25 protein-coding genes are annotated in these 24,523 nt (G+C 68.8%); 9 read left to right on the top strand and 16 right to left on the bottom strand.

The window, feature by feature from the left end; genetic code table 11:
• Positions 1–7: 7 nt before the first annotated feature.
• From BLT25_RS23345 to BLT25_RS23365, 5 genes are read right to left on the bottom strand one after another with little or no spacing between them, the layout of a single operon-like run.
• The gene (locus BLT25_RS23345; RefSeq protein ID WP_091051172.1) at positions 8–2,908 is read right to left on the bottom strand and encodes a UPF0182 family membrane protein; all 2,901 of its coding nucleotides are present in this window, start codon (positions 2,906–2,908) and stop codon (positions 8–10) included.
• Complete coding sequence (locus BLT25_RS23350) at positions 2,905–3,495, bottom strand: PPA1309 family protein (protein WP_176884196.1); 591 nt, start codon at positions 3,493–3,495, stop codon at positions 2,905–2,907. The genes BLT25_RS23345 and BLT25_RS23350 overlap by 4 nt, the downstream gene beginning before the upstream one ends.
• A complete protein-coding gene (locus BLT25_RS23355; RefSeq protein WP_091051174.1) occupies positions 3,492–4,538 on the bottom strand; it encodes a YlbL family protein in 1,047 nt (348 codons plus the stop codon). Before BLT25_RS23355 ends, BLT25_RS23350 begins: the two co-directional genes overlap by 4 nt.
• Before the next feature lie 33 nt (positions 4,539–4,571).
• The gene (locus tag BLT25_RS23360) at positions 4,572–4,808 is read right to left on the bottom strand and encodes a hypothetical protein (protein WP_091051176.1); all 237 of its coding nucleotides are present in this window, start codon (positions 4,806–4,808) and stop codon (positions 4,572–4,574) included.
• Between the two features lie 35 nt (positions 4,809–4,843).
• Positions 4,844–5,269: a molybdenum cofactor biosynthesis protein MoaE gene (locus tag BLT25_RS23365; protein ID WP_091051179.1), complete on the bottom strand. Its 426-nt coding sequence runs from the start codon at positions 5,267–5,269 to the stop codon at positions 4,844–4,846.
• 56 nt (positions 5,270–5,325) lie between these two features.
• On the opposite strand from BLT25_RS23365, the gene BLT25_RS23370 reads away from it, so the two are divergent.
• Both BLT25_RS23370 and BLT25_RS23375 read left to right on the top strand, forming a co-directional pair.
• Complete coding sequence (locus BLT25_RS23370) at positions 5,326–6,660, top strand: zinc-dependent metalloprotease (RefSeq protein ID WP_091051182.1); 1,335 nt, start codon at positions 5,326–5,328, stop codon at positions 6,658–6,660.
• On the top strand, positions 6,657–7,196 hold the full coding sequence (locus BLT25_RS23375; protein WP_091051184.1) for an NUDIX hydrolase: 540 nt from the start codon (positions 6,657–6,659) through the stop codon (positions 7,194–7,196). The genes BLT25_RS23370 and BLT25_RS23375 overlap by 4 nt, the downstream gene beginning before the upstream one ends.
• Here the strand turns inward: BLT25_RS23375 and BLT25_RS23380 are convergent.
• Complete coding sequence (locus BLT25_RS23380; RefSeq protein ID WP_176884197.1) at positions 7,193–8,020, bottom strand: helix-turn-helix domain-containing protein; 828 nt, start codon at positions 8,018–8,020, stop codon at positions 7,193–7,195. The genes BLT25_RS23375 and BLT25_RS23380 overlap by 4 nt on opposite strands.
• Positions 8,021–8,094: 74 nt before the next feature.
• Between BLT25_RS23380 and BLT25_RS23385 the strand changes: the two genes are divergently transcribed.
• Positions 8,095–8,682, top strand: a complete 588-nt coding sequence (locus BLT25_RS23385) for a dihydrofolate reductase family protein (protein WP_091051189.1) — start codon at positions 8,095–8,097, stop codon at positions 8,680–8,682.
• Between the two features lie 121 nt (positions 8,683–8,803).
• Here the strand turns inward: BLT25_RS23385 and BLT25_RS23390 are convergent, their stop codons facing one another.
• Both BLT25_RS23390 and BLT25_RS23395 read right to left on the bottom strand, forming a co-directional pair.
• Positions 8,804–9,376 carry a M48 metallopeptidase family protein gene (locus tag BLT25_RS23390; protein ID WP_091051192.1) on the bottom strand — a complete coding sequence of 191 codons (573 nt, stop codon included), beginning with the start codon at positions 9,374–9,376 and terminating at the stop codon, positions 8,804–8,806.
• 11 nt (positions 9,377–9,387) lie between these two features.
• Positions 9,388–10,413: a PHP domain-containing protein gene (locus BLT25_RS23395; protein WP_091051194.1), complete on the bottom strand. Its 1,026-nt coding sequence runs from the start codon at positions 10,411–10,413 to the stop codon at positions 9,388–9,390.
• Positions 10,414–10,968: 555 nt separating this feature from the next.
• Here BLT25_RS23395 and BLT25_RS30015 point away from each other — a divergent pair.
• The 3 genes from BLT25_RS30015 to argS all read left to right on the top strand — a co-directional run bounded on the left by BLT25_RS30015 (position 10,969) and on the right by argS (position 13,938).
• Positions 10,969–11,127 (top strand): DUF5679 domain-containing protein, encoded by a 159-nt coding sequence (locus BLT25_RS30015; RefSeq protein WP_091051197.1) that lies wholly within the window; start codon positions 10,969–10,971, stop codon positions 11,125–11,127.
• 205 nt (positions 11,128–11,332) lie between these two features.
• A complete protein-coding gene (locus BLT25_RS23405; protein WP_143033834.1) occupies positions 11,333–12,106 on the top strand; it encodes a hypothetical protein in 774 nt (257 codons plus the stop codon).
• A 158-nt stretch (positions 12,107–12,264) separates the two neighbouring features.
• Positions 12,265–13,938, top strand: a complete 1,674-nt coding sequence (gene argS / locus BLT25_RS23410) for an arginine--tRNA ligase (RefSeq protein WP_256328754.1) — start codon at positions 12,265–12,267, stop codon at positions 13,936–13,938.
• A 10-nt stretch (positions 13,939–13,948) separates the two neighbouring features.
• Here argS and BLT25_RS30020 read toward each other — a convergent pair whose 3' ends face one another.
• From BLT25_RS30020 to BLT25_RS23420, 3 genes are all read right to left on the bottom strand, one after another.
• Positions 13,949–14,113 carry a hypothetical protein gene (locus tag BLT25_RS30020; RefSeq protein ID WP_176884198.1) on the bottom strand — a complete coding sequence of 55 codons (165 nt, stop codon included), beginning with the start codon at positions 14,111–14,113 and terminating at the stop codon, positions 13,949–13,951.
• 79 nt (positions 14,114–14,192) lie between these two features.
• On the bottom strand, positions 14,193–14,675 hold the full coding sequence (locus BLT25_RS23415; protein WP_091051203.1) for a carboxymuconolactone decarboxylase family protein: 483 nt from the start codon (positions 14,673–14,675) through the stop codon (positions 14,193–14,195).
• Positions 14,672–15,772: an NAD(P)H-dependent amine dehydrogenase family protein gene (locus BLT25_RS23420; RefSeq protein ID WP_091051205.1), complete on the bottom strand. Its 1,101-nt coding sequence runs from the start codon at positions 15,770–15,772 to the stop codon at positions 14,672–14,674. The genes BLT25_RS23415 and BLT25_RS23420 overlap by 4 nt, the downstream gene beginning before the upstream one ends.
• A 113-nt stretch (positions 15,773–15,885) precedes the next feature.
• Between BLT25_RS23420 and BLT25_RS23425 the strand changes: the two genes are divergently transcribed.
• Entirely contained in the window at positions 15,886–17,529 is a 1,644-nt protein-coding gene (locus BLT25_RS23425; protein ID WP_091051441.1) for a GMC oxidoreductase, read from the top strand.
• Positions 17,530–17,640: 111 nt separating this feature from the next.
• Here the strand turns inward: BLT25_RS23425 and BLT25_RS23430 are convergent, their stop codons facing one another.
• The 4 genes from BLT25_RS23430 to BLT25_RS23445 form a co-directional block, all read right to left on the bottom strand.
• Positions 17,641–17,835, bottom strand: a complete 195-nt coding sequence (locus tag BLT25_RS23430; RefSeq protein WP_091051207.1) for a hypothetical protein — start codon at positions 17,833–17,835, stop codon at positions 17,641–17,643.
• Between the two features lie 133 nt (positions 17,836–17,968).
• Entirely contained in the window at positions 17,969–18,268 is a 300-nt protein-coding gene (locus BLT25_RS23435) for a WhiB family transcriptional regulator (RefSeq protein ID WP_091051210.1), read from the bottom strand.
• 104 nt (positions 18,269–18,372) lie between these two features.
• Positions 18,373–18,615 (bottom strand): hypothetical protein, encoded by a 243-nt coding sequence (locus tag BLT25_RS23440; RefSeq protein ID WP_091051213.1) that lies wholly within the window; start codon positions 18,613–18,615, stop codon positions 18,373–18,375.
• Positions 18,616–18,753: 138 nt separating this feature from the next.
• On the bottom strand, positions 18,754–20,805 hold the full coding sequence (locus BLT25_RS23445) for an ATP-dependent DNA helicase UvrD2 (RefSeq protein ID WP_091051215.1): 2,052 nt from the start codon (positions 20,803–20,805) through the stop codon (positions 18,754–18,756).
• Between the two features lie 107 nt (positions 20,806–20,912).
• Here BLT25_RS23445 and BLT25_RS23450 point away from each other — a divergent pair, with 107 nt between their 5' ends.
• Complete coding sequence (locus tag BLT25_RS23450) at positions 20,913–21,158, top strand: mycoredoxin (RefSeq protein WP_091051217.1); 246 nt, start codon at positions 20,913–20,915, stop codon at positions 21,156–21,158.
• A 6-nt stretch (positions 21,159–21,164) separates the two neighbouring features.
• On the opposite strand, the gene nudC is transcribed toward BLT25_RS23450, so the two are convergent.
• Positions 21,165–22,076, bottom strand: a complete 912-nt coding sequence (gene nudC / locus BLT25_RS23455) for an NAD(+) diphosphatase (protein ID WP_091051219.1) — start codon at positions 22,074–22,076, stop codon at positions 21,165–21,167.
• A gap of 37 nt (positions 22,077–22,113) precedes the next feature.
• Between nudC and BLT25_RS23460 the strand changes: the two genes are divergently transcribed.
• Entirely contained in the window at positions 22,114–23,919 is a 1,806-nt protein-coding gene (locus tag BLT25_RS23460) for a hypothetical protein (RefSeq protein WP_091051221.1), read from the top strand.
• Positions 23,920–24,523 lie beyond the last annotated feature (604 nt).

Raw genomic sequence — 24,523 nt, forward strand, 5'->3', positions numbered from 1 at the left:
GGTGTCCTCACCCACCCGAGATGAGCTCGGCGGCCTGGTCGACCTTGTCCTGGGCCTCGGCGATGAGGCGCTCCCGCTCGGCGTAGTCGCCGGCCTTGCCGGCCTCGTCGGCCTGAGCGAAGAGGGCGCGCGCGTCCTCGAGGAGCTGGCCTACCTCACCCGGTGATTCACCGGAGGAGGGTGGGTTGGTCTCGGCCGGTTCCTCGTCGGGATCGGACGCCGTCGGAGGCGTCGGCTCGGCGCCGGTGAGCGCGACCTCGAGGGCCTCGTTCAGCGTCGTTCCGTAGCCGACCCGTCCGTCGTAGGAGACCAGCACGAAGGCCAGCTGGGCGTAGCCCGAGGTCGAGGCGGTCGCTCTTCGGGCGTAGATCGGCTCGACGTACAGGATGCCGTTCTTCGCCGTCGGGTACGTCACGACCTGGCCCCACACCGGCGCCGATCCGGAGCGGTTGAAGGAGGCCACCTCGTCGGCGATCGCCTTGTCCGTACGGAACTCGTTGGAGACCATGCCCGGACCCTGGGTGTCGTCGGGGAAGCCGGTGGTGATCCGGATCTTCCCGTAGTCCTCCGAGGTGGCATCCGAGTCGACCGACATCATCGCCGCCAGGTTGGGGCGGTTGTAGGGCACGAACGCGGAGGTCAGCGACCAGCGCGCCGTGCCGGAGCCGACGTCGAGGAACATCCGGTAGGGGGTCTGCTGGTGGTTGTCGTCATTCGGGTCCTCGGGCACGGCCCAGCGCTCGTTGCCGGAGAAGAAGACGTCCGGGTCGGAGACGTGGTAGCGCGCCAGCTGGTAGCGCTGCACCTTGTAGAGGTCCTCGGGGTAGCGAAGGTGCTCCAACAGCTCCTTCGGGATCGACGACTTCGGCATCACGGTGCCGGGGAAGGCCGCCTCCCACGTCTGCAGGATCGGGTCGGCCTCGTCCCACTCGTAGAGCGTGACCGTGCCGTCGTAGGCATCCACGGTCGCCTTCACCGCGTTGCGCATGTAGTTGATCTCGTCGGTCGGCAGCGTCTGCACCCCGGCCGAGGTCTGGGTGGCGTCGTCGGTCATCGAGGCGAACGAGTCACGCGCGGCCTGCGGGTAGCGGTCGGTGGTGGTGTAGCCGTCGACCACCCACTGGATCCGGCCGCCCACGATCACCGGGTAGACGTCGTCATCGAGCGTCAGCCACGGCGCCACCTTCTGCACCCGCTCCTTCGGAGAGCGGTCGTAGAGGATCTCGGAGTCCTCGGTGACCCGCGAGGAGAGCAGGAAGTTCGTGGAGCCGAACTGGATGGCGTACATCAGCTGGCGGAAGTTGGACCCGATCGGGATGCCGCCGGCACCTTCGTACGTCGTCCGGGTCTCGCCGTCCTCGGAGTTGTAGTCGAGCTCGACCGCGGCGCCCTTGTCGGCCTTGCCGACGATCGAGTACTCCGGCGAGTCCTCGCCGAAGTAGACCTTGTCCTGGAACTTGCCCTGGCCCGAGGTCAGGTCGTGCTGGCCGGTCCTGTCGCCCTCGGCCCACTGCATCTGGTTCGACTCGGTCTTGTCGTCGGCGCCGCGCATGTTGGCGTAGGAGGCGATCACGCCGTTGGAGTGGGTGTAGACCGTGTGCAGGTTGGTCCAGGTGCGGTCGGAGTCGGAGATGCCGGCCTGGTTGAGCTCGCGTACGCCGAGCACGACCGCGCGCTCCTTGCCGCCGACCTCGTAGGTGGAGATGTCCAGCGGCTCGTGCACCGAGTAGTAGGAGCGACCCTGCTGGACCTGCTCGAACTCGCGGTGGACCACCGCGGGGTCGACGATCGGCAACGAGGACGCGGTCTCGTCGAGCTGCTCGGGCGAGGCGCCGTCGGCCTCGGCCTGCGAGGTGTACTCGGTCACCTCGAGGTCGTCCTTGGCGATCCCGTAGGCGTCCTGGGTGGCCTTGATGTTGGCCGCCAGGTAGGGCTTCTCCTTGTCCTGCTCGCTCGGCCGGACCTGGAAACCCTGCACGACCGCGGGCCAGATCATCCCGATCAGCAGCACCGAGATCGCGAACAGCGAGATCGCGATCGACGGCAGCTGCCACGAACGGCGCCACATGTTGAGGATGAACAGCACCCCGCAGATCACCGCGATCGCGAGCAGGATCTGGTTGGCCGGGAGCACCGCGTGCTCGTCGGTGTAGGTCATCCCGTCCAGGCGCGGCCCGGAGCCGTTGACCAGGTCGTAGCGGTCGACCCAGTAGTCGAGCCCCTTGACCAGCAGGATCAGCCCGAACATGGCGCTGAGCTGGATCTGCGCCGAGCGGGTGAACCGGTCGCGCTGCGCGGTGAGCCGGATCCCGCCGTAGACGTAGTGCACGATCATCGCGCCGATGGTGCCGAGGATCAGCCCGGTCAGCGCGAAGTTGACCAGGTAGTGCCACCACGGCAGGTCGAAGACGTAGAAGCCGATGTCCTTGCCGAAGAACTCATCGGTCTTGTCGAAGTCGCGCCCGTGACGCCACATCAGATACGTACGCCACTGGCCGGCGCCCGAGAAGCCGGCGAAGATGCCGGAGACGCCGGCGATGCCGATCAGCAGCCAGGTGCGGATCGGGGCGATCGCGTCGCGGTAGCGGTCCAGGCCACCGATGTCGTCGGCCGGGTGGAAGTAGGGACGGGTGCGGTAGGCGAGCGCCGCGGGCAGCCCGATCATGATCGCCATCAGCACGAAGAAGATGACGAAGAGTGCCGTCCGCGTCCAGAAGACCGTGCCGAAGACGCTGCTGAAGTCGATCGCGTCGTACCACAGCGCGTCGGTGTAGATCGCGGCGAAGGCACTGATGCCGAAGAAGAGCACGATGACCGAGACGGCCGAGATCGCCAGCCATCGGTTGCGGCCGGTGCTCTGTGTGCGCGCCGGCGCCTGCGCCGGGTCGTCGTCGTCGAACAGACTCATTCGTCACCCTCCGGGTTCTCCTCAAGAGTGACACGCAGCAGTTCGAGGAGCTCGGGGACCAGGTCGACACCGCCGATGACCGACTGGTCGTCGTCGTGCGCCTTCAACCGCAGAGCACAGTACGTGGCACCAGCACGTGTAGCACCGGCCACGATGCGTACCTCTTGCCGGTCGGGGTGCGCCTTGGCGAACTCCGCGGCCGCCTCGGCGTCGTCGGGGATCTTGCCGTCGGCGTCGGGCGGCAGCACCAGGCGCTCGACGACCGCCGCACAGCCGGTGACCCCCTGGGGCCAGGCGGTCGTCTGGAGGACCTCCTCCAGCTGGGTCGTCACCGGGACCTGGTCCTGCTCGATCGGGGTCAGCGACCCCTCCTGGTCGGGAGCGTCCAGGCCCATCATCGTGGCGAGCGCGGGCTCGGCCCGGACCAGTGCGGCGGTGTCGACCAGCGCGAAGAGCCGCGCCGGCCCGTCCCAGCCCTCGCCGGCGACGTGGGACTCGATCTCGAGGACGGCCGCGGCCAGCGCGGGGTCGGTCTCCAGGTCGAGACCTCGGCTGAGTTCGGGCGTGGGCTCAGGGGTGTCGTTCACTTCGTGCTCCCACAGGTCGGCAGCTTGGCATTCGGGTCCTCGGTCCAGGTTTCGATCGCCTTGATGGCGTCGTCGAGAGTCTCCACACGGGTCAGGCGCATGTCACCGTTCTCGGCGCCCTCGACGTCTTGGCAGTTGCCGGCGGGCACCAGGAAGAGCTCGGCTCCGTCCGAGGCCGCACCCGGGATCTTCTGCTGGATCCCGCCGATCGGGCCGACGTTGCCGTCACCGTCGATGGTGCCGGTGCCGGCGATCGGGTTCCCGTCGGTCAGCGACCCCTCGGTGAGGGTGTCGTAGACCGAGAGCGCCATCATCAGCCCGGCGCTCGGTCCGCCGATGGCCGGGTCGAGGGTGATCTTGACGTCGTAGGGGAACTCGTAGGTCGCTCCCAGCGAGACACCGATGAAGGCTTTGCCGTCCTTCTCACCGGTCTTGATGGTCTCGGTGAGGGTCTTGCCCTTGCGCTCGATGGTCAGCTCGATCGTGTCCCCGGGCTCGGCCTTCTGCACCTCGGCGACGACCTCTTCGGGGGTGTCGACCGCCGTGTCGCCGACCTTGGTGATCACGTCGTCGGCCTTCAGCTTGCCGGCGGCCGGCGCGTCCTTGGTCACCTCGGCGACCGAGACCTCGTCGACGTCTTCGCCGAGCCTGGTGAACGCTGCCGCGATCGCCGCGTCCTGAGCGCTGGCCATCTGCACCTGCCCGGCCTCGCGGTCGTCCTCGACGGTGCCCTGGTCGGGGTAGGCGACCTCGCGCGGGTAGACCGCCTCGGTGTCGCTCATCCACGCGCCGAGCAGAGTCCAGAGTCCGAGCCGAGCCTCGCGGGTGGTCTCGGAGACCGTGGTCATCCGCAGCTGGCCCTTGTCGCGGTAGCTCGGGTGACCCTCGACCTGGACGATGTCCTTGCCGTCGAACTCGCCCAGGACGTTGACCGTCGGCCCGGGGCTGTAGATCGTGAACGGAAGCGGGACGACCCAGGCGATCACGATCAGGGCAACCACGAGCGGCAGGGCGACCAGACCGGCCAGGGTGCGCTGTGTCATAGCGTCACCTTCTCATTCGAGCCCAAGTGCACCCTAAGAGGCGTCGCGGTTGACTCGGACCGCGACTCCGGTCGACCTGTCGGGCGGCGGCTGGGGCGCTGCGTACCTTCTCGAGCGCTCGCGCGTCTTCTCCTTCTCGAGCGCGATGCCGAGACGGCGTACGACCTCTTCCCGGTCCTGCTCGCGGCCCTCACGTCCGAGGAACGCGACCCAGGCCATCGCCAGCAAGGTGATGACCGCAGAGGGTACGAGCCAGAGCAGGATGTCCACGTACGCAGCCTATTTGTTGGTGCTGGGGCCGCGCATCAGGGCGCGCCGACCCACTCGTCGGTGCCGTCGGTGAAGACCTGGTGCTTCCAGATCGGCACCTCGGCCTTGAGGGTGTCGATGAGGTCGCGGGAGGCGGCGAAGGCCTCACCACGGTGGCCGGAGGCGGTGGCCACGATGACGGCGATGTCGCCGATGTCGAGATGGCCGGTGCGGTGGACGGCCGCGACACCCGCGACGCCGTGGTCGGCGGCCACCTTCTCGGCCACCTCCTGCAGGCGCTCGAGCGCCGTCGGGTGGGCCTGGTAGTCGAGGCCGGTCACGCCCTTGCCACCGTCGTGGTCGCGTACGCGGCCGACGAAGAGAGTCACCCCGCCGGAAGCGTCGTCGTCGAGTGCTTCCATCACCTCGGTGACATCGAGAGGGGTCTCCCGGATGTCGAGAAGCTTTACGGCTGCGTTCATGGGGCCAGCCTAGTGCTTGCTGACAGCGGGCTTCCGTAACCGCGTAGGCTGGACACATGAGTCAGACCCCAGGTGGCCCCGACGAGCCGGAGGAGCCGGAGAACCCCTTCAAGGGCACGCCCTTTGAGGCGTTCTTCGGTGGTTTTCCTATCGGCGGCGTCGGTGGAGGCCCCGGCGGCATGCCTGACCTGAGCCAGATCTTCGGTCAGATCCAGTCGCTGCTACAGCCCTATGACGGCCCGCTGAACTGGGACGTCGCGATGGACCTCGCCCGCAAGGTCGCCGCGTCCTCGCCCGACCCGACGCCTTCTCAGCGACAGAAGGACGCCGTCGCCGACGCGATCCAACTGGCCGACCACTGGCTGGAGGAGACCACGTCGTTCCCCTCCGGCGTGAAGTCCGCCACCGCCTGGTCGAAGGCCGAGTGGCTGGTCAACACCCTGGACGCGTGGAAGCCGCTGATCGAACCGGTCGCCGCCTCGACCGCGGCCGCGATGAGCGGCCAGCTCCCCGAGGACATGAAGGCCCAGATGGGCCCGATGATCGGGTTCGTCGGCAAGGCGATGGGCGCGTTGTACGCGAACCAGGCCGGCACCGGCCTCGGCCATCTCGCCGGCGAGGTCATCTCCGTCTCCGACATCGGCATCCCGCTGACCGAGCCCGGTCAGGCCGCGCTGCTGCCGGTCAACGTCGAGCCCTTCGCCGAGGGCCTGGGCGTCAGCACCGACGACGTGCTGCTCTTCCTGGCCCTGCGCGAGGCCGCCCACCAGCGGCTCTTCGCCGGCGTGCCGTGGCTGCGTGACCACGTGGTCGCGGCCGTGACCGACTACGCGCGCGGCGTCGAGCTCAACATGGAGGCCATGCAGCAGCGCATCGAGGAGCAGATGCGCGGCCTGGACCTCTCCGCCATGCAGGACCCGTCCCAGCTGCAGAACATGTTCGAGGAAGGCATGTTCGAGGTGCCCGACTCGCCCGCCCAGAAGGCGGCGCTGGAGCGGCTCGAGATCGTGCTGGCGCTCGTGGAGGGCTGGGTCGACGAGGTCGTCGCCCTGGCCACCGCCGAGAGGATGCCGGTCGCGGCACAGCTGCAGGAGGCCGTACGCCGCCGCCGGGCCGCCGGCGGTCCGGCCGAGCAGACGTTCGCGACCCTGGTCGGCCTCGACCTCCGGCCTCGACGGCTGCGCGACGCGGCCGCGCTGTGGGGATCGCTGCGCACCCGGCAGGGCATCGAGGCTCGCGACGGCGTCTGGATGTCCCCGGCGCTGCTGCCCACCTCGGCCGACCTCGACGACCCGCTCGGCTTCCGCGAGGGCGCCGAAGCTCCCGATGTCGACTCGATCGACTTCGACGCGGAGCTCAAGAAGCTGCTCGGCGGAGACGCTGACGAGTGAGTCTGCACGCTGACGCGCTCGCGACGCTGCGGGCGTGGGACGCTCCGTCCGCTCCCCAGGAGACGCTGCGGCAGCGCTATGTCGCTCATCTCGAGGCAGAGCCGACGGGGGTCTTCAAGTCCTGCGTCCCCGACCATCTGACGGCCTCGTGCGTGGTGCTCTCCGACGACGGTTCCTCGGTGCTGCTGACCCACCACCGCAAGGCGCGGCGCTGGTTCCAGTTCGGTGGTCATCTGGAGCAGGGCGACGCGACCCTGTGGGCGGCCGCCGCCCGCGAGCTGCGTGAGGAATCCGGGGTGCCGGGCCTGGTGCCGCTGCCCGGGTTGGTGCAGCTCTCCGAGCACCCGGTGCCCTTCTGCGCTCCGTCCGGGGACGTCCACCATCTCGACGTACGCTTCATGGCCGTCGCTCCCGCCGGTGCGGTCCCGGCGGTGAGCGAGGAGTCGCTGGACGTACGTTGGTGGCCGATCGACGGCATCCCTGATCCCGAGCCGGAGATGATCGAGCTCATCAAGCTCGCTCAGGCGCTTCTCTAGCGCACGCGGGAGCCGGCCGGGGTCGTCCCGAGCGCCGTGTGAGCGGTCGGCCGCCGGCCGGCGGCCAGAGCAGCGGGGGGCTCGCCGGCATACCTGACGGCCTCGCGGGTCAGGTGGCTCTGGTCCGCGTAGCCGTGCCGGGCCGCCACCTCGGCGATGGGCAGCCGGCCGAGGTCGGCGGCGGCCCGCTCGAAACGTACGACTCCGGCGGCCGCCTTCGGAGTGAGCCCCACGGCCCGCTGGAAGCAGGTCGTGACGTAGCGGTGGCTCCATCCGGTCTCGGCCACCAGGTTCCCGATGTGCGCCTGGCCTCCGGACTCCGTGATCCGGTCCCATAGCCACTCCACCATCGGATCGGCCGGTTCGCCGGCTCGCGCCAGCAGGGCGGACTGGACCAGGTCGAACCTGCGCCGCCACGTACCGGCCTCGGCGAGCTGCTCCGAGAAAGACGTACCGAGCTCTGGGATCAGGTCCTCGACCCCGGTCACCCGGGCGGCGACCTCACGGCCCGGGACGCCGAGCAGCCGGCCGACGCCGAGCGGCGTCAGGTAGACCTGCACGCACGCGTGGTTGCGCCCGGACCGGGTCGAGACCGGGCCGGGCATGAAACCGGCCAGGAACGACCCGTACGTCCCCACCCCGTCCCCCGCGGCGACGTCGACGATCTCGAACGGGTCGCCGAAGGAGAGCACCAGCGGCAGCAGCGTCCCTGCGGGCTGGCGACGCTCGAGCGGAACTGCCGACCGCTCCCGGAAGCCGACGACGCCCGCCACCAGGCCTCGCAGGCCGGGATGGGTCGGCAGTCGTACGATCTCGCGGGTCACGCCCGTCATGGTCCGATCATGGCCGGTCGATTTCGTTCAAGCCAGCCGATCCGTCCAGGACGCACGATCAGGTCATGCGAAGACTTGCGATCGTGGAGTTCCTGAGCGTCGACGGAGTGATGCAGGGGCTGGGCTCCCCGGACGAGGACCGGGACGGCGGCTTCGAGCACGGCGGCTGGGGCGTGCCCTTCGGTGCCGCTCTCGGCGAGGTGCTCTCTCCAGACGTCGGCGCGCAGACGTCGGCGTACGTCTTCGGGCGGCGGACCTACGAGAAGATGGCGGCCTTCTGGCCGGACCGACCTGACACGGACCCGATGGCGGCGAGCCTCAACTCCACGCCGAAGTACGTCGCGACCCGCACGCTCGCCGACCTGGCCTGGAGCGGGGCGACCGTGCTCGACGGCGAGGTCCTCGATGCGGTCAGCGCCCTCAAGGCCGACGGGTCGGGAACCATCGTCGCGCTCGGAAGCGGTGATCTCGTCCGTCAGCTGATGAGCGCGGGGCTGGTCGACGAGCTGAGGCTGTTCGTGCATCCGCTGCTGATCGGCACCGGCAAGCGACTCTTCGGTGGCCTGCCGTCGCCGAGCTCGCTGCACCTGCAGGACATCGCCTCGACGAGCCTCGGGACAGTGGCGCTCACCTACTCCGTGGGCGAGTCGTAGCTCACCGGAGCGTACGCGGACGGCTGGCTGCCGACACTGGAGTACATCGAGGGTGGGTTGGACGCGGTGCCGGGTCTCGACAGCCGCATCGACGAGTGCGCGAGCTGGTAGCCAGGGAGCGCTAGTCGACCGGGTCGTCCAGCTGGTCGTCGATCTGGTCGTCGACGTAGTCGTCGTCCTCGCCCGGAGGGGCGGGGAGCTTGGCGGCAGCGGACCAGCCGGCGAGGTAGCCCTTGGCGCGCTCGGCCTGGGGATAGCGGTCGACCCACGCCCAGAAGGCCTCGTTGTGCTTGGCCTCGAAGAGGTGGGCGAGCTCGTGGACGAGCACGTAGTCGACGACCCAGCTCGGCATGCCTCGCAGCCGGTCGCTGAGCCGGATCGAGCGATCACCCGGGGTGCACGAGCCCCAGCGACTGTTCTGGTTGTCGACCCAACGTACGGAGTCGGGCTTGGCCAGACCGCCGAAGTACTGGTCGCTCAGCGCGGCCGAGCGCCGCATCAGATCATCGTCGCTGGGCTTGCGACGCCGTTCGGCCTTCTCCAGGCGGGCGACCATCTGCTCGACCCACTCGGCCTCCTCGCGCTGGGACATCGCGGCCGGGATCATCACGATGATTCGGTCGCCGTCACGGTAGGCGGAGACCGTACGCCGACGCCGCTTGCTGCGTCGCACCTCGATCTCCGGGCCGTCCATAGGTCAAGAAACTACCTGTTCGCCCAGGCCAGCAGGCGGTCCCGTGGCCAGGTGTTGATGATCCGTTCCTCTTCGATACCCGCCGTTTCGGCTCGTTCGCACCCCAGGACGAGGAAGTCGAGCTGCCCCGGGGCGTGTGCGTCCGAGTCGATCGAGAAGAGGCAACCGGCGTCGCGAGCGAGCTCGAGGAGCTTGGACGGCGGGTCTCTCCGCTCGGGCCGGGAGTTGATCTCGACCGCGACCTCGTGCTCGGCGCACGCCTCGAAGACCTTGCGGGCGTCGAACTGGCTGCCGGGCCGGGTGCCGCGGTTCCCGGTGACCAGTCGGCCGGTGCAGTGACCGAGCACGTTCATCCGGGTCGTGGAGACCGCCGCGACCATCCGCTTCGTCATCTGCTCCTTCTCCATCTTGAGCTTGGAGTGGACGCTGGCGACCCGCAGCTGGAGCTTGGCGAGCATCTCGTCGGTCTGGTCGAGACTGCCGTCGTCGAGGATGTCGACCTCGATCCCCTTCAGCAGGGTGAACCCGTGGCCGGCGAGGTGGTCGTTGACCGCATCGACGACACCGAGCTGACGCTCCAGGCGGGCGGCGCTGAGGCCGTTGGCGACCGTCAGGCGCGGACTGTGGTCGGTGAGCACGAGGTATTCATGTCCCAGCTCGATCGCGGTGAACGCCATCTCCTCGATCGGCGACCCACCGTCGGACCAGTCGGAGTGGCTGTGCAGGTCGCCGCGGAGCCTGCTCCGCAGCCCCTCCCCCGCCCCGTCGGCTGTCAGTGGACCGCCGTGGACCCGCTCGGTATCCAGCAGCCGCTGCGGAACCTCGCCGCGCGCGGCCTCGCTGATGACCTTGGCGGTGCTCGCCCCGACCCCGCTCAGCTCGGTCAGGGTGCCCTCGGTCACCCGACGGCGTACGTCCTCCTCGGAGAGGGGCAGGATCGCTGCCGCCGCGGTGCGGAACGCCTTCACCTTGTAGGTGTCCTGGCGTCCGCGCTCGAGCAGGAATGCGATCCGTCGCAGCGCTGCGACGGGGGACAACGGCTCGCCTACCAAATCTTCCTCCAACTATTTTTGCCTCCACAGGCGGTGGAGAATGCTTTTCCCTGGTCAAGGTCCTGATTCAACCGAATATTCTCCATCCGGTCACTTGGTTACCCACAGGAAAGCGCGTGTCTTCCACCGGCTGTCCCCAAGCAAAGCGGGGTTGTCCACATCTTGTCCACAAGCAACACGGAGTGGGACGTTGACGCGCTCCCACATCCTCTTTAAGTTCGATGTCAGTGGGACCCCCGGCGCCGCCGGACGGCCTTCGCAAGGGGAAGGCGAAGGACGATCCAGGCACCGGGGGTCCCTCCAATTTTCAGGTGACTCGGCGACCTCGGCAAGTGCCTTCGGCAGCGCTTCGATGCCCCTTCGAAAGTCCCGAATCCCCCGGTATGACGCCAACACGCCGACACTCGCTTGAGAGCCCGTGTTGCCGCCGAAAGCGCCGCGTGTCGTAGGGTCGAGTTGGCTCGGCATGACGAGCTTCCGACGGGCTTCCCTGACAACCCCGTCGCGACGACCAGTTACATAAAGGCTAAGGAGGCCGTCATGGCGGAGACCTGGAGCGGCGAGTTCTACTGCGTGAAGTGCAAGGAGAAGCGCGAGGCGACCGGTGAGATCCGGGTGAACGACAAGGGCACCAAGATGGCCAAGGCCGTCTGCCCCGTCTGCAGCACCAACCTCAACCGCATCCTGGGCAAGGCCTGACCACTCAGTTCATCCTGAGCCCACGCGGCGGCGCCCCCGGCATGTCCGGCGGCGCCGCTGCCACGTTTTGCCGAAGCGTCAGCCCCGTCGGCCGAAGCGTCACCCGAGTGCCAACTCGGCCGACGCGCGTGACGCCTCGGCGGGTTATCCACAGGCACCGTGGATTGTCGGTGCGGGAAATCTCGGCCGGTGTGAGACTCCCGGCATGAGCACGCGCTACCGGATTCGGCCGGGGTATGTGGCCGTACGACGTGATGAGACCCGACTCCAGATCGGCATCGACCCGCCACGGCGGGCGATCGTGCAGGACGGCGTGGAGGTACGCCGCCTGCTGACCGACCTCGCCGCCGGCCAAGCGGTCGAGCCCGACCACCTGCCCGGGCGGCACGCGATGCAGCAGCTGGGCAACGCCGGCCTGCTGATGGAGGCGGACGGCGGGGAGCCGCCACCACGGGTGGGCTTCGACGGGCCGCCGGCACTTCTCTCGGCGGCTCGGGCACTGATCGGACCGGCCCCGGCAACCTCGGGCGCACCCGACATCGTCGTACTCCTCTCCGACGGGCCGCTGGACCGCGAACGAGCCGACGAGATGGTGCGCGAGGGCCGGGCACACCTCGTGGTCGAGAGCGGTCCCGACACCTGGACGGTGGGTCCGCTGGTCGTCCCCGGGGTGACCGCGTGCCTGCGCTGCCTCGACGCGACGCTCGCCGAGGAGGACGAGCGGCGGGCCGTGGTCGTGAGCCAGCTCGTCGGCAACGAGGTGCCCAGCGACGCGCTGCTCCAGTCCCTCGCGCTCTCCTGGGCCGTACGCGACGCCCGCACCTACCTCGCCGGCCGTACCCCGGCCTCGTGGTCGGCGTCCGTGATCCTCACCCGTGACGACGCGCCCACCGTCCGACCGTGGCTGCGGCATCCCTACTGCGGCTGCGCCTGGGACCTGATCGCCTCGGCCGGGACGGCGACCGGTGAACCGGCTTGACCTCCGCCGACGCCTCCGGCACCCTTGCGGACATGGTCACGAAGAGCGCGCTGCGACGACGAGGCATGGGTCTCTGACCCCGCCCTCGCGTCAGCCTGCCCTCTTCACCTCCTAGGACCACTCTCGTGCACGAGCACACCCTTGCCCTGTCCGCATCCCTGCAGAGCGCCGTCGTCACCTGCTTCGGCGACGCCTACGCCGGTATCGATCCCGAGCTGCGGCCGGCCACCCGGCCCGAGTTCGGCCATCTCCAGTCCAATCTCCCGCTGCGGCTGGCCGGCCCGCTCGGCCTGCCGCCGCGGGAGATCGGCGCTCGCCTCATCGATGCCGTCGACCTGGGCGCTCTCGGCGCCCTCGAGCTGGCCGGCGCCGGGTTCCTCAACCTCACCTGGTCCCCCGAGGTCCTCGGCGCGGTCGTCAGTGACCTACTGACCAACCCACACCTGGGCGTACCCGTACCGGAGAGCCCGAAGCGGGTCGTCGTCGACTACTCCTCCCCCAACGTCGCCAAGCCGATGCACGTCGGCCACCTGCGCTCCACGGTCATCGGCGACTCCCTGGCCAGGGTGCTGGCCTACGCCGGCGATGACGTCGTGCGGCAGAACCATCTCGGCGACTGGGGCACCCAGTTCGGCATGCTGGTCGAGGAGCTGCTCGGCGAGGGTCTCAGCGACCCGGCGGCGGTCGCCGACCTGGACATGACCGAGCTGCTCGCGCTCTACCAGCGGGCCAAGGCGCGCTTCGACGACGATCCTGGCTTCGCCGACTCCGCCCGGCGGCGGGTGGTCGCGCTCCAGTCCGGCGAGCCGACCACCCTCGCCCTGTGGCAGGCGCTCGTCGACGCCTCGATGGCCGAGTTCGAGGCCACCTACGGCAGGCTCGGCGTACTCCTGACCGATGACGACTTCGACGGCGAGAGCCGCTACAACCCGCAGCTCCCCGGCGTCGTCGACGACCTTCGGGCATCGGGCCTGCTGACCGAGTCGGCCGGCGCCCAGGTCGTCTACCCCGACGGCTTCACCGGCCGCGACGGCGCCCCGCTGCCGCTGATCGTCCGGAAGGCCGACGGCGGGTTCGGGTACGCCGCCACCGACCTCGCCACGATCCGGCACCGCGTAGACGACCTGGCCGTGGACCGGGTCGTCTACATCGTCGACCACCGGCAGAGCCAGCACTTCGAGATGGTCTTCGCCGTCGCCCGCGCCGCCGGCTGGCTCCCCGACTCGGTGGAGGTCCAGCACATCGGCTTCGGCACCGTGCTCGGCCCCGACGGCCGCCCGTTCAAGACCCGCTCGGGCGAGACGGTCTCGCTGACCGCACTGCTGGACGCCGCCGAGGAGGCCGCCGCGGCCAGCTACGCCGGCCCCGAGGTCGTACATGCCGTGGCCAACGCCGCGGTGAAGTACGCCGACCTCTCCAACAACCTCGCCCGCGACTACGTCTTCGACCTCACCCGGATGTCGGCCACCACCGGCGAGACCGGCCCGTACCTGCAGTACGCCCATGCCCGGGTGTGCAGCATCCTCGCGCAGGCACCGCAGCAGACGCACGGCATCAACACGCTCACCCACCCGGCGGAGCAGCGGCTGGCGCTGGAGCTGACCGGCTTCGCATCGGTGATCGCCAAGGTCGCCGACACCTTGGAGCCGCATCACCTGACCGCGTACCTCTACGGTCTGGCGACCGCCCTGACGGGGTTCTACGAGAACTGTCCGGTGCTCAAGGCAGAGGGTGAGGTCAGGCAGACCCGGCTCGCATTGTGCGAGGCGACCCGGCGAGTGCTGTCAGAGGGACTCCGGCTCCTCGGGATCGAGGCGCCACAGAGGATGTGAGCGGTGGTGCTCAGGACCACCAGTCGGAGTCGAGCTTGGCTTCCATGGAGCGCACGTGACGTCGCGAGCAGGCCTCGCAGAACGACTTCGAACGCCCACGCTCGACCGCTGTGGTCCATGCGAGGAGGCGGTTGGGGTCGGCCTCGTAGCATCCGCAGAAATCGCAGGTCTTCATGGCTCAACGATAGGTCGAAATCCTGCGCTTCCGAGGGTGCAACACCGAAATTCTGGATCACCCGGATGTGAGTTCCGTGTTACCTCCCTGAGGGCAGGACACAGGCGCTGTCGAGTCCCAGAACGTGGTTGAGACGGCCGAACGCCAGCCACGATCCGAGGCACATGCTCAGCTCGACGATCTCGGCATCGGTGTAGTGGGCCGACATCCGGTCCCAGAAGTCCTGGTCGATGCCGTGGTGGTCGATCGCGTAGCGCTCGGCGTACTCGGCAGCGAGCCGGGTCCGGTCGTCGAAGGCGCCCGTCGTACGCCACTCCTCGACCGCCTCGGCGAACGACTCCTCGACCTTCTCGCCGTCTCGTTCGGTGCGCCAGTCGAGGCAGAAGACGCACCCGTTGATCTGCGCGATCCGCAGCCGGGCGGCCTCGAACTCGCGGAGCCCGAGCGTGGTGTGCTCGTAGACGGCGAGCGAGAGGCCGGCGGCGGCCGGACCGATCCCGTGGACCATCTCGCCCCAGACGTACGCGATCGGGTCCTTCCCCTCGGGGACGTCGATGATCATGCGGTCACACCTTCCTGGGCGGCCTTGGCCGCGCCGAGCTTGCCGGTAGCCGGACGCAGCGGTACGTCGAGCGCGTCGTAGAGGCCGGGGGCTGCGTCGATGAGCCACTCGACCGCGCCGACGAGTCGGCCGACCGCGGTGGCGTTGCCGCCCGCCGCCCGGTTGCCGGACTTGTCGGTCGCCTCGACCGTCACCTCGATCCGCGGGTCGCCCTCGATGATCACCCGGTGGGCGCCGTCACCGTCCGGCGGCGTCGGCCAGTGCGGAGCGCACGAGGGATGGATGCGGGTGACGTGCTCGACGACGATGAGCGGCTCACCGCCGACGATCCCCTGGACCTCGAAGCGCACCGCGCCCTGGGTGCCCTTCTCGAAGTCGCCCATCGAGGTGGTGGTCACGTTCTCGTCCAGCGGCAGTCGTTCGACGGTCTCCCGGATCTCGTCGAGCTCGACCTCGAGCCCGCGGGCGATCAACCGGACCTGGCCTCCCCACACCATCGTCGGCACGGTCTCCATGAGCATCGGGGCGTCGTAGTCCATCGGCTGCCCCATCCCGACGAGATAGCGGACGGAGTCGGGCTGGTCATAGGTCGAGTAGTCGAAGATCTCCTGGCACCGGACGACGTCCACGGTGCTGCCCAGACCGCTGACCAGCAGCGGCAGGATGTCGTTCCCCCACCCCGGATCGACGCCGGAGACGAAGAGGGATCCGCCGCCCTCGGCGATCGCGGCGAGCACCGGCTCGCGCATCTCCGGCGGAGCGTTGCGCTGGTCGTAGAGCGCATAGAGGGCGGGCGTGACGACCACAGCCCCGGTCCCGAGGGCGCGCACGATGTCGGCGAGCGCCTCGTCCGGGCGGATGTCGCCGGATGCGGCGTACACGATCGCCTGCGGACGTGCCGCGAGCACCGCGTCGATGTCGTCGGTGGCGGCGACCCCGATGTCACGGCCGAGCTCCGCGAGGTCGCCGGCGTCGCGGCCGACCTTCTCGGGATCGTGGACGAGCACGCTCGTCAGCTCCAGTCGTGGATGTGCGTCGACCGCCCGGATGGCGAGTCGACCGATGTTGCCCGTACCCCAAACGCATGTGGTGACCATGCGACCTCCCTGATCGGTTTGCATGAAAGTTCCGAAACCAGTGACACCCGTCACACGGATACTAGAACATGTTCTAGCAATCAGTGATGGAAGTGATGGAAAGGGAGGTCATCATGAACAACACACCACGGGAGGGCGGGCCGCGAGGCCTGTCACGCCGAGGATTCATGCTCGGCGCAGGGTCGCTGGCCGGGGCCGGGATGCTGGGAGGAGCATTCGCGACCCCGACCTGGGCGGCCGCAGCCCCGTCGTCGATCGGCAACGGCGCTCAGGTGCCCGTGCTGGTCATCGGCACCGGGTACGGCGGCTCGGTCGCGGCACTGCGTCTGGCCCAGGCCGGCATCAACGTCCACATGGTCGAGATGGGCCAGGACTGGGCCACCGCCGCACCCGGGCCCGACGGCAAGATCCATCCGAAGGTCACCAGTCCCGACTACCGCTCCTTCTGGATGCGTACGCGGACCAAGGCGCCGATCAGCAACTTCCTGGGCTTCCCGATCGACAAGGACGTCCCGAAGTTCGCCGGCATCCTCGACGCCGAGGACTTCGCCGGGATCTCCGTCTACCAGGGACGCGGTGTCGGCGGCGGCTCGCTCGTCAACGGCGGTATGGCCGTGACCCCGAAGCGCGCGAACTTCGCCAGCATCCTGCCCTCGGTCAGCGCCGAGGAGATGTACGCCACCTACTACCCGCGTGCCAACGCCGCCCTCGGCGTCGGCACGATCGACCCTGCGTGGTTCGAGCGTACGTCCTACTACCAGTACTCACGCGTGGGCCGGAAGCACGCGCAGCGCTCGGGTTTCGCCTGGACGTTCGTGCCGGACGTGTACGACTGGAACTACATGATGGCCGAGGACAACGGCAGCGTCCCCAAGTCAGCCCTGGACCAGGAGATCCTCTACGGGAACAACTACGGCAAGAAGACGCTGCCGAAGACCTACCTCGCCCAGGCCGCCGCCACCGGCAAGGTCACGATCTCCTCGCTGCACCGGGCGACCTCGGTCCGGCCGGCTGCCGCCGGTGGGTACGACGTCATCCTCGAGCAGATCAACACGGCCGGCGACGTGGTGGCCACGAAGACGGTCAACGCCGGGAAGGTGTTCTTCGCCGCCGGCAGCGTCGGCACGAGCAAGCTGCTGGTGAAGATGAAAGCGACCGGCGCGCTGCCCGCGTTGAACGGCGACGTCGGTCAGGGATGGGGCGACAACGGCAACGTCATGTGCGGACGTGCCAACCACGTGTGGGACCCGACCGGTGACGTGCAGTCGACGATCCCGTGCTCGGGCATCGACAACTGGGACGCCGGCGGCGCCTTCGCCGAGGTCGCGCCGCTGCCCGCCGGGCTCGAGACGTTCGCGTCCTTCTATCTCGCGATCACCAAGACCACCCGCCGGGCAGCCTTCACCTACAACTCCGGCACCGGCAACGTCGACCTGTCCTGGCAGACCGCGTGGAAGCAGGACTCCATCACGATGGCGAAGACCATCTTCGACAAGATCAACCAGAAGGAGGGGACGATCTACCGCACCGATCTCTTCGGCACCAACAAGATCTGGGGCGACCACCTGACCTACCACCCGCTCGGCGGCGCCGTCCTGAACAAGGCGACGGACAACTACGGCCGGCTGCACGGTTACAACGGTCTCTACGTCATCGACGGCGCGCTCATCCCCGGCAACACCAGCGTCAACCCGTTCGTCACGATCACCGCCCTCGCGGAGCGGAACATCGAGCGGATCATCGCCACCGACCTCTGATCGGAGGCGAGGTGCAAAAGTAGGACCGGCCAGTCCGAGGGTTTCTCGGACTGGCCGGTCATCTTCCACACCCGCGATCAGAGGGGTGAGGTCTGGGGTCCCATCGGGGACTTACAGCGCGCGGGCAAGGGCCAGCTTCGCCTGGACGGCGGCTCGCTCGGCCTTGCGGCCCAGGCGAGCGGCCTTGACGAGGGCATGGCCTCGCCGCAGTTCACGCGCCTCTCCCAGGCGCGCGGACATTTGCGCGCGCGCCAGGTCTTCGTAAAGCAAGTTCATCTGAGTGCTCCGTACTCGGTTGGTGTTCATGTCTGGTGGTCCTTCTTCTTCGGATGCCGACCCTGTGGTCAGCGGGCTCCTGCGCCCATGGTCATCACGATCGTGTTCATAGCTGTTGCCTCTCGTCGTTGAACGGCTGCTGGTGTTGATGGTGTTCGGTTGCTCAGGCGGCGTCCTTGCGGGGCCGGCCACGGGGCCGCTTGCGGGGGATCACCTTCCCCTGCAGGAGCAGCTGGCCGCCCCAGACGCCCCAGGGCTCACGCCGGTCGAGGGCGCTGGCGAGGCAGAGCGGCTGCACGGGGCAGGTCGCGCAGAGCGCCTTGGCGAACTCGACGTCGGCAGGAGACTCGGCGAACCACAGCTCGGGGTTGTTGGCCCGGCAGGGCAGCTGGTCCTCGTCGTAGCGGTTGGCGCGGTCGTGGAGAACGCCGAGAGTGACCTCGGGCTCGAGAATGCTGGTCATATGTACACCTCCTTTGTGACTGATCGCGGGTTTTGAGAAACAGAAAGGCCGCGGATCCCGGGTTTCGGGTTCCGCGGCCTGGAGGCTGCTGTGACTACGTGGTTCTACGTAGTCGGACAGCTCCAGGCTCGAATCCCGTGGGACTTGACCTTGATGGCATCCGCCTGCGGGGACACGAGTCCCTCGACGCGCATGCCGTAACCGGCGCCCATAAAGGCACCAGCAGCCGGGGTGGCCCACTTCGGGCTCTGACCGATCAGAGTGAACAGCGGGCTCGACAGCTCGGGGTGGCCGCACGCGGACATGGCGATGCCATTGATCGGCGTCTTGATCTGGTTGATCTTCACTGGGGCCACCTCCTTCGGGGCTGTCGGGCGCGCCTCATCGGCGCGCGGCTTTACTTGATGAAGGAACAGTAACCGGCCGGGCAGGCCGGCCGCAAACGATTAAACCCGTTGATTTCGACGAATTTTCGTGAAGGACTTCTACGCCTCGGCCGAGATCACCCGAAGGACTTCCGAGCCGTACGTCTCCACCTTGCTGCGGCCGATGCCGGCGATGCGCTGCAGATCCTGGAGCGTGCCCGGCTTCTGTTCGGCGATCTGCTCCAGGGTCGCATCGGTGAAGACCACGAACGCCGGCTTGCGAATCTCCTCGGCGGTCTCCTTGCGCCACTGCTTCAGCCGGTCGTAGAGCCCCTCGTCGTAAGGTGCGTCGCAGCCCTCGTGGCGGCCCATCCGCTTCTCCGCCGCCGAGCCGAGCGGCCCGCCGCAGGCCTTGCACATCCGCGCCTTCCCTGAGCCGGGGCGCCGGGAAGGCGCCGCGGACCGAGCCGGTCGCAGCGGGTCGAGGAATCGCGACGGCCTGCGCCGCGCGGCCTGGCCCGGCTGACGCGCCAGCGCCCAGGACAGGGTCAGGTCGACCCGCGCCCGGGTGAGGCCGACGTAGAGCAGCCGCCGCTCCTCCTCGATCTCGGCCGGGGTCGGCTCCTCGCCACGGAGGATGAACGGCATCGTGCCGTCCTGGAGGCCGACCAGGAACACCGAGTCCCACTCCAGCCCCTTGGCGGCGTGGAACGTCGCCAAGGTCACTCCCGACGGCACCGGTGCGTGCTGCTCGGCCGCGCGGCGGTCGAGCTCGGCGACGAGGCCGGCCAGGTCGCCGCCGGCCGCGGAGAAGGTGCGCGCCTGGTCGATCAGCGCCTGCCACGACTCCCAGCGATCGCGGGTCTGTCCCCGGCCCTCGGGCGGCTCGGAGGTCCAGCCCATCCCCGCCAGGATCCCGTGGACCGACTCCAGCAGCTCGTCACCGATCACGGCGCCCTGACCGCCGCGCGCCGCGCCGCGGATCCGGGTCACCGCCTCGCGGACCTCGGGCCGGTCGAAGAACCGGGCGGCGCCGCGCAGGACGTACGGGATCCGGCGGGCGGTGAGCGCGTCCTCGTAGGCCTCCGACTGAGCGTTGATCCGGAACAGGATCGCCATCTCGTTGTAGGGCTTGCCGCCCTGGTGCAGACGCAGGACCTCGGCGGCGACGCCCTCGGCCTCGGCGACCTCGTCGGGCTGCTCGACGTGCTCGACGGCGGGCCCGGAGTCGCGCTGGGCCTGGAGCTGGACACCAGCGCTCGGCGTACCCTCCAGGACCTTGTTGGCGGCCTTCACGACCTGCGGCGAGGAGCGGTAGTTGCGGACCAGCTCGACCGAGGTGGCACCGGGGTGCTTCTTCGGGAAGTCACGCAGGTAGGCGGCGTCGGCGCCGGCGAAGGTGTAGATCGTCTGCGCCGGGTCGCCGACGACACAGAGCTCGCTGCGCCCGCCCAGCCACAGGTCGAGCAGCGCCGACTGCAGCGGCGAGACGTCTTGGAACTCGTCGACGGTGAACCACTTGTACTGCCGCCTGACCTGCGCCGCGACGCGCTCGTCGTGCTCCAGCAGGCCGGCGGTCAGGAGCAGCACGTCCTCCATGTCCATGCGCGCCTGGGTGCGCTTGACGTCCTCGTAGGCCGCATAGATGTGTCCCACCATCGACGGCGTCAGACCGCCGACCTCACGGCCGCGCGCCTCCGCCGACTTCGAGTAGTCGTCGGGGTGGACGTTGGAGACCTTCGACCACTCGATCTCCGAGGCCAGGTCACGCGCCTGGGCCTGGTCGACGTTGATCCGCTGGCGCTGCGCGGCCGCGCGGATCAGCGGGATCTTCGACTCGGTCAGATTGGGCAGCTCGGTGCCGTAGACCTTGGGCCAGAAGAACCGCAGCTGGCGCAGGGCGGCGGAGTGGAAGGTGCGCGCCTGGACCGCGCCGGCGCCCATCGCGCGCAGCCGCTGCCGCATCTCCCCCGCGGCCCGGGTGGTGAAGGTGACCGCGAGGACCTCCTGCGGCGCGTAGACACCGGTGGCGACGCCGTAGGCGATCCGGTGGGTGATCGCCCGGGTCTTGCCGGTCCCCGCGCCCGCCAGCACCCGGACCGGACCCCGCAGTGCCTCCGCCACCCGGCGTTGCTCAGGGTCGAGGGCGGCGAGGAGGGACTCGGGGGTCATGGGCGGGGCGGGGTTCAATTGGGAATGGCTCCTCGGGGTGGGAACGTTGTGCCTTGGAGGCCAACACTATTGGCTCGCACCGACAGTTCTGATGAGGAGATCCCCCGATGAGCAGCTTCACGATGTACACCACACCCTGGTGTGGATACTGCCAGCGACTCAAGGGTCAGCTCGGCCGTGAAGACATCACCTTCGACGAGGTCGACATCGAGCAGGTCCCCGAGGCCGCGCAGATCGTCGAGCAGGTCAACGGCGGCAACCAGACCGTCCCGACCCTCGTCTACGCCGACGGCACCGCGATGACCAACCCGTCGATCGCTCAGGTCAAGGCCAAGCTCGCCGAGCTGGTCTGACGCCGGTCACCACGAGCCGGGCAGCTCCCCGCCGTACCACTCCTCGACCAGCGAGCGGCTGATCGAGATGCCGCTGGGCAGCTTGATCTCACCGCTCTTCGCGACCGCGGCGAGCTCCGCGCGGGTGAACCAGCGCGCCTCGCGGATCTCGTCCCCGTCGACCGCGATGTCGGTCGACGCTGCACGCGCGAAGAAGCCGAGCATCAGGCTGGCCGGCAGCGGCCAGGGCTGGTTGCCGAAGTAGTCGACCTGCCCGACGCGTACGCCGACCTCCTCGGCGACCTCGCGACGGACCGCGTCCTCGAGCGACTCGCCCGGCTCGACGAAGCCGGCGAGGGTCGAGAAGTTGGGCGCTGGCCAGCGGGAGTGGTTGCCGAGCAGGCAACGCTCCTCATCGCTCCCGGGATCCCCCGACGTCACCAGCATGATCACCGCCGGATCGGTGCGGGGGAAGGTCATGTGCCCCTCCGCGCAGACCAGCTCGTGCCCGGCCGCCCGCGGCTCGAGACCTCCGCCGCAACGCGAGCAGAACCGGGTCGCCCGGTGCCACTCGGCCAGGCCGATCGCGTGCATCAGGAAGCTCGCCTCGGTCGTGTCGGTGAGCAGCGCGGGGAAGAAGCCGCGCAGGTCACGCCACGTCTCTCCGGCCTCCTCACGGCCGGTGAGCACGGCGAACCTTGCTCCCTCAGGGGAGTTGCCGAGGAGCAGCCGGATCCCCTCCGGGGAGGCCTCCGGCGTACGCCACCTCACACCGGTCTCGCCTGACGGCTCGACCCTGTTGCCGGCGACCACGAGAACCCTCGTCGTCTCGGCGGACCAGGCCTTCTCAACCCAGCCGTCGTCGGCGCGCAGTTCGCCGGAGCGGTCGTGGGGGTTCTGGATGATTCGCAGATGGATGGGCAGCTTCGGGGAGTCCACCCGGCAGAGCCTATGAGGTGGGTATAAGTTCCGCGGCGTGGATCGGTTCTGGCGCATCGCCGCTGTCGTCTCCGTCGTGGTCGCTCTGGCGATCAACGTCTACATCGCCTGGGGCTCGAGCCTCTCGTTCATGTACGACGAGATCGGCACCGTCATCCACGGGCGGACCGTTCTCGGGCTCGACTCGCCGCAGCTGAACACCCCCGGCTACTACCCCGGGTGGGGCGTGCTGCTGGCGCCGTTGTGGCTGGTCACGTCCGACGTCTTCACGTTCTACCGGATGGCGATCGTCGTCGGTCTGGTGATCAGCATGCTCACGATCTGGCCGTTGGCCCGGGTCGCGGTGCGGCTCAGCGGGGTCACACCGGCGCAGGGTGTGGTCGCCGGCGCCGTCGTGATGGCCCTGCCGCCCCGCGCGATCCAGGCCGACTACATCCTCTCCGAGCGGCTGGTCACGCTGCTCGTCGTCCTCGCGACCCTGGCGGCGTTCCGGCTCTGGGAGAAGCCGACCTACCGCGGCGTATTCCTGCTCAGCCTGCTCACCGCGCTCGCGCTCTTCTCCCACGCCCGGATGCAGGTCTTCGTCGCAGCGGTCGCACTGTGGCTGATCTTCTTCCTCGTACGCAAGTGGCAGATCGCCCTCGTCGGGCTGGTCGCCACCGGCGTGCTCGCCGTGGCCGCCAACAAGGCGGCGCTCTGGTTCCACGCGCAGCTGGTGCCGTGGAAGTTCATCCAGGCGCAGGACTTCTTCGAGAAGGTCACCCAGGCCAACCCGCGGTACTGGGTCGACACCTTCGCAGGCGAGGCCTGGACGCAGATGGTCGGCAGCTTCGGCGTCGTGGTCGTCGGCCTGGTCGTGGTCACCGTCTTGTTCTGGAAGGAGCTCCGCTCGCGACAGGTGGGGCCGGCCGGGTTCGTGCTGATCGCGGCGGGGTCGATGTACGTCCTCAGCTGCCTGAACTGGGGCAACGAGTACTCGCTGTTCACCATGGAGTGGCGGCGCTTCGACTACTGGATCTACGGGCGCTACATCGACCCCGTCTTCGCGGTCCTCGTGCTGGCCGGGGTCTGCGCGGCGATCCAGGCCGTACGCTCCCGGGCGGTCCTCGTCTGGACCTGGGTGATCGTCGCCGGGATCTCGCTGGTGACCATCCTCGTCGTCGCCCCCGACGCGCCCACCTGGGCCTACACCACCCCGGCGCACATCCCCGGCGCGATCCCGTGGTGGTGGGCGCTTCCCGACGGGCAGTTCCCGCAGCCGGGGCCCATTCCGTCGTTCACCAACGACAACCGCTTCTGGCTGATCGCGACCCTCTGCGCCCTGGTGCCGCTGGCGATCTGGACGCTCCTCGCGGCTCTCTCCCGGTTCAGCCCTCGGCTGAGCTCACAGACAGCTGACCGAGTGCGCGCAGTGGTCGTCACCGCGCTCGTCCTGGTCGTGGGCACCGCCGGATCCGCCGTCGCCGACGTGGCCTCCGACAAGTTCCACGACCGCTTCGACCACGCCACCCCGGTCGTAGACGACCTGCGCTCGATCCTCGCCGAGCACCCCGACGCGGTCGTCGCCTACGACGAGAACTGCCCTCGCCGCCACTCGGCGATGAACTCCGAGCGCAACTGGCTTATGTGGTGGATGCTCCCGACGATCGTCAAGCGCGAGTGGGAGTGGGGCGACGACATCGTCTTCTCCTGCCCGAACGGTGAGCCTGCCTTCGTCACCGGTGCCGTGATGCTGCGCGAGCGGCCGTTCCCGCTTGCGACCGTCTGGATCCTTCCGGGGGATCTGCTGGATTCGCTGCGCGCTTCTGGGGAGTTGCCTGAGGTTGCTCGGGTGGTTGAGTAGGGCTCTGTCTTTGTCAGGGGTTTGCGGGTGTGTTTTTGTGGTTGGGGTGGGCCCCCGACCCTGTCTCTGAGGATGTTCTCGCCAGACCCCGGAGTCAAGGACGGCCTACGGCCGCCGGCTTCGCCGGTCGCCTTCGGCGATCCTTGACACCGGGGCCCGTCGAGAAAGATTTGGCTGGCTATCGGGGCGGCGGCCCGGGTGTGCTCGCGGGGACCGCTGCGGGCGAGGGGACGGCTTCTCCGGGCGAACGAAATTTCGTTCGCCCCAACTGAGCAGAGCCTCCTCCAGCGGAAAGAAAATTCCTTCCACCAACAGAACCCACACCCCGGCCGAGACGACTCAGCAGCGAACGAAAATTCGTTCGCCGACCACCCCACCGACCGACACCAGCGAAGCAATCAACCAGTCCCAAGCCCGTACCAAACCCAAACTCTCCGCACCAAACCCCTGCCGCCGACCCGATAGCCAGCCAAATCTTTTCTCGGCGACGGCCGGTGTCAAGGATCGCCGAAGGCGACCGGCGTCAGCCGGCGGCCAAAGGCCGTCCTTTACTCCGGACGCCGCCGAGAACACCCTCCCCGAAAGGGTCGGCGGCAAACCCCAA

Source organism: Nocardioides sp. YR527, from assembly GCF_900101045.1.
GTDB lineage: Bacteria > Actinomycetota > Actinomycetes > Propionibacteriales > Nocardioidaceae > Nocardioides.